Origin of the sequence: Streptomyces acidicola (genome assembly GCF_009377235.1) — a bacterium.
GTDB classification, from domain to species: domain Bacteria; phylum Actinomycetota; class Actinomycetes; order Streptomycetales; family Streptomycetaceae; genus Streptomyces; species Streptomyces acidicola.
On the sequence record NZ_VMNX01000314.1, the window covers coordinates 1 to 8,941 of the forward strand.

At 69.2% G+C, this 8,941-nt stretch carries 3 protein-coding genes; 2 read left to right on the top strand and 1 reads right to left on the bottom strand.

All coding sequences use genetic code 11. The features are described from left to right. The first annotated feature begins 119 nt into the window (after positions 1 to 119). Together FPZ41_RS41905 and fxsT are read left to right on the top strand one after the other, a co-directional pair. Positions 120 to 1,319: an aKG-HExxH-type peptide beta-hydroxylase gene (locus FPZ41_RS41905; protein WP_322621417.1), complete on the top strand. Its 1,200-nt coding sequence runs from the start codon at positions 120 to 122 to the stop codon at positions 1,317 to 1,319. Positions 1,320 to 1,565: 246 nt separating this feature from the next. Next, positions 1,566 to 4,577, top strand: a complete 3,012-nt coding sequence (gene fxsT / locus FPZ41_RS41910; protein ID WP_152869565.1) for an FxSxx-COOH system tetratricopeptide repeat protein — start codon at positions 1,566 to 1,568, stop codon at positions 4,575 to 4,577. Between the two features lie 76 nt (positions 4,578 to 4,653). Here fxsT and FPZ41_RS41915 read toward each other — a convergent pair whose 3' ends face one another. After that, positions 4,654 to 8,445 (bottom strand): multifunctional oxoglutarate decarboxylase/oxoglutarate dehydrogenase thiamine pyrophosphate-binding subunit/dihydrolipoyllysine-residue succinyltransferase subunit, encoded by a 3,792-nt coding sequence (locus FPZ41_RS41915; RefSeq protein WP_322621418.1) that lies wholly within the window; start codon positions 8,443 to 8,445, stop codon positions 4,654 to 4,656. Positions 8,446 to 8,941 lie beyond the last annotated feature (496 nt).

An 8,941-nucleotide genomic window follows, 5' to 3' on the forward strand; every position in this document is an offset into this window, starting at 1 on the left:
GGGTGCGGGAGGACTGGGGGCTTCTGGAGGAGGCGGATGGGGTCCGCACGGCCCCTCTTGCCGGAACGGCCGCCACGATGCCGTCTGTTCCTGCCGGAATGGCAGACGCAATGCCGTCCGTGAAGCCGCTTTCACCCGCCCGCGCACTGCTCCTCTCCCCGTTGATCGGCCCATGGGCCCGGCGCTGTCTGCGCGCTCTGGACCCGGTGTCCGGCGGGTGTACGGAGCAAGGGATACGGGACCTCAGGCACGACCTGTCCCACTTCAGCGCCCTGGCGGCCGTGGCCGCCGCCCGTGCGGGAATCTCCTTCACGGTACGGCTCACCGCCTGGGACGGGGTGCTCACGCTGCCCTCGCTGGGGGCGCTGCACACGGCCGGGACCGGGGATGCCGAAGTCGAGGCAGTGCACCGGCAGGGTCACTTGACGCTGCGTCAGTGGGGGGCCGACGACGTCACAGTGCACCTGGAGACCGGCTTCGGTGCCTGGTCCTCCGCCCCCGCCTGGTCGCCCGCCCATGCGCTGCCCGGCCTGCTGCCCGGTTCCGCGCCGATGCCGCTGGACGACCTCGACCCGTACCGCACCGTCCGCGGCGGCCCCCGGTACGAGGACCTGAGCGGCCCCGTCACCCTCGACGACGCCGAGCGCAAGCGGTGGCTCCAGGCGTGGTCGGGGACGGCGGCGGCGCTGCGGCTCGGCGGGGAGCACCGGGTCGCGGAGGCCGTGGCTCTGCTGCGGTGCCTGGTTCCGTTGGCGACACCGCCCGGAGCGGACACGGACGGACACGGTAGCGGCAGTTGCAGCGGGACCCGGCGGGAGGCGTTCGGGGCGTTGCTGAGCAGTACACCGCCCACGTCGGCGGTGTTCGCGGCGACGCTCGTCCACGAACTGCAGCACGCCAAGCTGTCGGCGCTCAGTGAGGCCGTGACGCTCCACCGGGCCGGTCCGAGCGAGCGGTACTTCGCGCCATGGCGGCCCGACCCACGGCCGTACGACGGGTTGCTGCAGGGTGCCTACTCCCACTTGGCGCTCGCGGACTTCTTCCAGCGCTGTGCGCTCGACACCCCACACCCGGCACACCGTGAGCCCGCGTGGGCGCAGCACGCGCGCTATCGCGAGCAGGTGGGGGCGGCGCTGCCGGCTCTGGTCGGTTCGCCCGACCTCACCGCGCGGGGGCGCCGGTTCGTGGATCAGATGGTCGCCGTGTACGAGCGGATGACGGAACACCCCCCGCCCCGAGGCCATGTCGCGCGTGCGCGGGCCTATGTGGAGGCCACCCGCGCCCTGTGGACGCAGCGTCACGCTCCCGCTCGCCCATGATGCTCTCTTGTCCCCGTGATCGAGTGTGATCGAATCAGATCGTTTAAGCGATAGTTCGATTGGAGTAGATCGAAGTCGACTGAATGAGTTCAAATGAGAGGGGGTCCTGGTGGTCGGCGATGTCGTGCGCGAAGATCGTCACCCCGGGAGGCAATCGGAAATGCCGCCTTCGCTGTCGTCAGTGGCTATCCCGTCGCGGCGTCACAGTTCTAGAATCAGGAATTTACGAACGGGGAGGCCGCTTGCATGTCTGAAGCTCGCACGCCTGTCAGGCCAACCGGGAGGGGGGCCGCGAAGCAGACCGTCACCATCAGCTTCGCCGGGTTCAACCGAGCTTGGGCGGTCTGGATCGGAGACCGACTGGAGCGGCGCGGCCTGCGTGTCGTGTACCTGCGGTACGACTCCCCGGCGGAGATTCCCCTGGTGGATCTGCTGCGTGATCTGAAGCTCGCCGAGGGCCGGATCCTCATCGTCGTCAGCGAGCGGTACTTCCAGCTGGGTCCCCGTACCCATGAGGAGTGGAACGCGGCCCTGCGCGAGGTCGTGGCGCCCGATCCCTCGCACTTCGCGGCCGTCTCGGTCACCACGGCCCCGGTGCCCACGGCCACCGCGGTGCTGGCACCGACGGACCTGACCAACATGGGCGCCGACGAGGCCGAGCGGCGCCTGCTGGACCGGCTCGACGTGTCGGGCGACCCGTTGCCGGAGTCCGCGGGCGGTGAGCGACGCGGGCCGCGCTTCCCCGCGGCCATGCCCGAGGTGTGGGGCGGGGTGCCGCGCCGCAACACCCGCTTCACGGGCCGTGAAAGGCTGCTCAACGAGGCCTACCACCACTTGCAGGGCGCCGAACGGGGCGCCGGCGTGGTGGCCATGCACGGCATGTCGGGAGTGGGCAAGACGCAGCTGGCCGCAGAGTACGTGTACCGGTTCGGATCCGAGTACGACGTCGTGTGGTGGGTCAACGCCGAGAGCCGTGTCACCTATCGGCGCTTCCTCGCCGAACTCGCCCCGAGACTGGACCTGTCCACCGGCCCGGAGTACGGCGAGCGACTGCGGGCCGTACGGGACTCGCTGCGCCGGGGCGATCCGTACGCGCGCTGGCTGCTGATCCTGGACGGCGCCGACGAACCGGACCAGATCTGGGACCTGCTGCCCACAGGCCCCGGCCATGTACTGATCACCACCCGCAACCCGGAGTGGAGTGAGCACAACAGCCAACTCCTGGAGGTGCCGGTGTACGACCGGGACGAGTCGGTGGCCTTCATCCGGCGCCGCGCACCGCGGCTGACGGAGACGGAGGCCGACCAACTGGCCGAGGCGCTGGAGGACCTGCCACTCCTGCTGGACCAGACGGCAGGCTGGCTCAACGACTCCGACCTGTCCGTCGAGGAGTACCTCCAGCTGCTGGACGGCGGCATCGACCAGGACGTGGTCAAGGTCTCCGCGGACTTCCCGCTCGCGTTCCAGACCGCCTGGTCGATACTGCTGAACAAGCTCCGCGAGACCGTCCCGGAATCCGTCGCCCTGCTCAGGCTGTGCACCTTCTTCGCCCCGGGCTCCGTCCCCGTCCGGCTCCTGAAGGAGATGCCGCTCGACGAGCTGCCCGAGCAGATCGCCGGGCTGCTCAACGACCCGCTGCTGTGGAACAAGGCGATCAACCAGCTGCGCCAGTACTCCGTGGTCCGCCTGGAGTCCCATGAGGCACCAGCCGAGGATGCCGCCTCCTCCGGGGAATCCCTGTACCTGCACCGGATGGTGCACCAGATCGTGCGCAAGGACATGCCGGACGATGACCGGCGCGAGTTCATCGACGTGGTGCGGCGGGCGCTGGCAGCCGCGGATCCCGGACGGCCCACCGACACCCGCCTGTGGGACCAGTACGCGGAGATCGTCCCGCACCTGGAGTACGCGGACGCCCTGCAGAGCAAGGACCGGGATGTGCAGCGGCTGGTCCTCAACTGCCTGCGCTACATGTGGTTCACCGGCGAGTACACGTCCGGCATCAGGCTCGGCGAGCGTGCCCTGAAGGCATGGCGGTCCCTGCTCGGCGAGACTCATCCTCAGGTCTGGGAGCTGACCCACCACTACGCCAACTCGCTGCGCTCGGCCGGTGACTACCAGAGCACGGAGACCATCGACAGGGCGGCAGCGGAACACCTGCGGGAGGAGCGCGGCGAGCAGGACCTGGACTACCTGCGCACGGCCAGTGGTCTCGCCGGGGACCTGCGCGGCCTCGGCCGCTACGAGGAGGCGCTGGAGCTGTCCCAGCGGCTGTACGCCACCTATCGGGACCTGCTCGGCGAACAGGATTCGCGGACGCTCAATGCGCTGAACAACCTGGGGTACTCGCTGCGGTTGCTCGGCCGTTACGAGGAGACCCTGGACACCGACCGGCGCACGCTGGAGGCACGTCGGACAGCGCTGAGGGGTCGGCATCCGTGGACCCTCTGGTCGGAGATCTCCTATGCGGTCGATCTGCGCTTGTTGGGCCGCTACGTTGAGGCGGAGTCGGTACAGGCGAAGAACGTGCGGGAGCACCGCATCGTGATGGGTGCCGACAATCCGCGGACCCTGTTGGCCGAGCACAATCTCGCCCTGTGCCACTACCGCAACGGTGACCGGGACAAAGCGGGCGTGCTGTTCTCCCGCGTGCTGGAGCGTGGCGAGCGTGTGATGGGTGAAACGCACCCGTGGACACTGATGTTCGCCGTCAGCCAGAGCTGCTTCGCACGCGAGCACGGCGACATCGACCAGGCGCGTGAGGCCAGTGAATCCATCATCGCCCGCCACGAAGTGATGCTCGCCGAAGACCACCCGTTTGTCGCCGGAGCCCGGGCCAATCATGCGCTGATCCTGCGAAGCGTGGGCGAGCGGGAGCAAGGGCACGTAGTGGTCGAGCAGGCGCTGGCCGACATGACAGCCGCCGTCGGCGAGGACCACCCCTGGAGCCTCGGCTGCGCCATCAACGCCGCTGCCCTGCGCAACCTCGTCGGCGATCCCGAGTCGGCGGCCGCGCTCAGCCGGGACACGGTCACCAGGGCCACCGAGTCACTCGGGCGTACCCACCCCCTGACCCTGTCCGCCCGTGTCTCCCTCGCCACCGATTTGCGTGGCCTGAGGGAGCTTCAGCAGGCCGAGAAAGTCGAACAGGAGGCCTTGTCGGATCTCGCCGCGACGCTGGGCAAGCAGCACGTCCACACCATCTCGGCCCGCTCCCGCAACCGCCCCTACTGGGACTTCGAACCCCAGGCGACCTGACGGCGGAACACCGAAAGGGCCCGGCCCCGGAAACACCGGGACCGGGCCCTTTCGTCAGCCCGACGGGCTCAGCGGCTCACGCCTCGAACACCTCACGCACCAGCTGCTCCTGCTCGGCCTGGTGACGCTTGGCGGAGCCCACCGCGGGGGACGAGCTGTGCGGGCGGGAGATGCGGCGCAGGCGCTCGCCGTGCGGGACGTCCGCGCCGACCGCCAGGTCCAGGTGGTCGATCAGGTTCAGGGCGATGAACGGCCAGGCGCCCTGGTTGGCCGGCTCCTCCTGGGCCCACAGGTACTTCTCGGCGTTCGGGTACTTGGCGATCTCCGCCTGGACCTCGGCACCCGGGAGCGGGTACAGCCGCTCCAGGCGGATGATCGCGGTGTCCGTGACACCGCGCTTCTTCCGCTCGGCGTCGAGGTCGTAGAACACCTTGCCCGCGGTGAAGACGACCTTCTTGACCGCAGCCGGGTCCACCGAGCTGTCGCCGATGACCGGGCGGAACTGGCCCGAGGTGAACTCGTCCGCCTTCGACGCCGCCGCCTTCAGACGCAGCATCGACTTCGGGGTGAAGACGACGAGCGGCTTGTGGTGCGGGTTGTGCACCTGCCAGCGCAGGAGGTGGAAGTAGTTCGACGGCAGGGTCGGCATCGCGACCGTCATGTTGTTCTGGGCGCAGATCTGCAGGAACCGCTCCGGGCGGGCGGAGGAGTGATCCGGGCCCTGGCCCTCGTAGCCGTGGGGCAGCAGCAGGGTGACGCCGGACGTCTGGCCCCACTTCTGCTCCGCCGACGAGATGAACTCGTCCACGACCGTCTGGGCGCCGTTGACGAAGTCGCCGAACTGGGCCTCCCACATGACCAGGGACTCCGGCCGGGCGAGCGAGTAGCCGTACTCGAAGCCCATCGCCGCGTACTCGGAGAGGAGGGAGTCGTAGACGTTGTAGCGGGCCTGGTCGTCCGACAGGTACAGCAGCGGGGTGAAGTCCTCGCCCGTCTCGCGGTCGATCAGGACGGCGTGGCGCTGGCCGAACGTGCCACGGCGGGAGTCCTGGCCCGAGAGGCGCACCGGGGTGCCCTCCAGGAGCAGGGAGCCGATCGCCAGCGTCTCGCCCATGCCCCAGTCGATCGAGCCGTCCTCGATCATCGCCGCCCGGCGCTGCAGCTGCGGGAGCAGACGCGGGTGGACGGTGATGTGGTCGGGGATGTTGACCTGGGACTCGGCGATGCGCTTGACGACCTCGGCGGAGACGGCCGTGTTCACCGCGACCGGGAAGCCGTCCTGCGGGTCGTGGGACTCCGTCGACACGGCCTGCGAGGTGGCCTCGCGGACCTCCGTGAAGACCTTCTCCAGCTGGCCCTGGTAGTCCTGGAGGGCCTGCTCGGCCTCTTCCAGGGTGATGTCGCCGCGACCGATCAGGGACTCGGTGTACAGCTTGCGCACCGAGCGCTTCTTGTCGATCAGGTCGTACATCAGCGGCTGGGTGAAGGCCGGGTTGTCCGACTCGTTGTGACCGCGGCGGCGGTAGCAGATGAGGTCGATCACCACGTCCTTGTTGAACGCCTGGCGGAACTCGAAGGCCAGACGGGCGACGCGGACGACAGCCTCCGGGTCGTCGCCGTTCACGTGGAAGATCGGGGCCTCGATCATGCGGGCCACGTCCGTGGCGTACATGGACGAGCGGGAGGACTCCGGGGCGGCGGTGAAGCCGACCTGGTTGTTGATGACCACGTGGACCGTGCCGCCGGTGCGGTAGCCGCGCAGCTGCGACATGTTCAGGGTCTCGGCCACCACGCCCTGGCCCGCGAAGGCCGCGTCGCCGTGCAGGGCCACCGGCAGGACGGTGAAGTCCGTGCCGCCCTTGTTGATGATGTCCTGCTTGGCGCGGGCGATGCCCTCCAGGACCGGGTCGACCGCCTCCAGGTGGGACGGGTTGGCGGCCAGCGAGACCGTGATCTGCTCGCCGTCGAGACCGGTGAAGGTGCCCTGGGCGCCCAGGTGGTACTTCACGTCGCCGGAGCCGTGCATCGACTTAGGGTCGAGGTTGCCCTCGAACTCGCGGAAGATCTGCGCGTACGACTTGCCGACGATGTTCGCCAGGACGTTCAGACGGCCGCGGTGGGCCATGCCGATGACGACCTCGTCCAGGCGGGACTCGGCGGCCGAGTCCAGTACGGCGTCGAGCAGCGGGATGACGGACTCGCCGCCCTCCAGGGAGAAGCGCTTCTGGCCGACGTACTTCGTCTGCAGGAAGGTCTCGAAGGCCTCCGCAGCGTTCAGGCGGCGCAGGATGCGCAACTGCTCCTCGCGCTCAGGCTTGGTGTGCCCGCGCTCGATGCGGTCCTGGATCCACTTGCGCTGCTTCGGGTCCTGGATGTGCATGAACTCGACGCCGGTGGTGCGGCAGTACGAGTCGCGCAGCACGCCGAGGATGTCGCGCAGCTTCATCATCGACTTGCCGGAGAAGCCGCCGACCGCGAACTCGCGCTCCAGGTCCCACAGGGTGAGGCCGTGCTCGGTGATGTCCAGGTCGGGGTGCTTGCGCTGGCGGTACTCCAGCGGGTCGGTGTCGGCCATGACGTGGCCGCGGACCCGGTAGGAGTGGATCAGCTCGAAGACGCGGGCGGCCTTCGTGACGTCGTCGTCGTGCGAGGCGTCGATGTCCTTGAGCCAGCGGACCGGCTCGTAGGGGATGCGCAGCGCCTCGAAGATCTCGTCGTAGAAGCCGCTCTCGCCGAGGAGCAGGTTCGCGACGGCGCGCAGGAACTCGCCGGAGGCCGCGCCCTGGATCACCCGGTGGTCATACGTCGACGTGAGCGTCATGACCTTGGAGATGCCGAGCTTGTTGAGGGTGTCCTGGCTGGTCCCCTGGAACTCCGCGGGGTAGTCCATGGAGCCGACGCCCATGATCACCGACTGGCCGGGCATCAGACGCGGGACCGAGTGGACGGTGCCGAGGCCACCGGGGTTGGTCAGCGAGACGGTGACACCGGTGAAGTCGTCCATCGTCAGCTTGTTGTCGCGGGCGCGACGGACGATGTCCTCGTAGGCCTGCCAGAACTCGAAGAAGTTCAGCGTCTCGGCCTTCTTGATGGCCGCGACGACCAGCTGGCGGTCGCCGTTCGGCTTCACCAGGTCGATGGCCAGGCCGAGGTTGACGTGCGCCGGCTTGACGAGGGTCGGCTTGCCGTCCTTCTCGCCGAACGACCAGTTCATCGACGGCATGGCCTTGATGGCCTGCACCATCGCGTACCCGATGAGGTGCGTGAAGGAGATCTTCCCGCCCCGGGCGCGCTTGAGGTGATTGTTGATGACGATGCGGTTGTCGAACAGCAGCTTCACCGGGACCGCGCGCACGGACGTGGCCGTGGGCAGCTCCAGGGAGGCGTTCATGTTCTTCGCGACGGCGGCGGACGGGCCGCGCAGCGTCACCAGCTCGGGGCCCTCGGCGGGCGCGGCGGCAGGCTCGGCCTTCTTCGCCGGCTTCGCGGGGGCGGCAGCGGCGGGCTTGGGAGCGGCCGGGGCGGCGGCGGGCTTCGGGGCCGCGGGCGCCGGCGCGGCGGCGCGGGCCGGAGCCGCGGGGGCCGCCGGCGTGGCCGGGGCGGCGGGAGCGGCCGGAGCCTGCGGGGTGGTGGTGCCCGCGGCCCCCGCGGCCGCGGTACCCGCCGGAGCCGGGGCGGCGGCCGCCCCTGGCTTGTAGTCGGCGAAGAAGTCCCACCAGGCACGGTCTACCGAATTCGGGTCCTGGAGGTACTGCTGATAGATCTCGTCGACGAGCCACTCGTTGGGCCCGAAGGCCGCGGCGGGGTTCTCGCCCGCCCGGTCGGCGTCGGTCGAGATGCTGGAGTTACTGGGGGACTGTGGCGACACGGCGGCAACCGCCCTCTTCCGCTTCACAAGGTGATGGACAGCGGGAATAAAGGCTACGCCTCCGTGGCCGGGAAGGTCAGGTCGGGCTGGTCCATCGTCGTGTAAGTCACATCGGAAAGCGTGTTTCGGGGCTGGAAATGGCGGGAAACAAGCGAGGTTCCGGTTTGGAATGCATGCCGCGGCGGGGGCCTGCGGCGCTGTGCGCGCGGCCCTGTGCCTGACGGCGGCCTGATCACACGTGTCCGCCAGCGCGGACGCACACGGATCTTGTGGCTCCAGGTTGAACTTTACGTCAACTTGGCAAAGATGGAAGTCCCGGAAGAGTGACTCGGTTCCAGCCGCGTGCCTCCGGCGGTTGGGTGGGGTGTCTCGTCTGCCCGGTTCCTGTTTGTGGTCTGCTGCGGGTTCGTTGTGGCTGGTCGCGCCCACGCGGCGGAGCCGCATATTGAACACAGCCCCGCGCCCCTGAAAGCACGGGGGCACCCGAGCCCGCGAC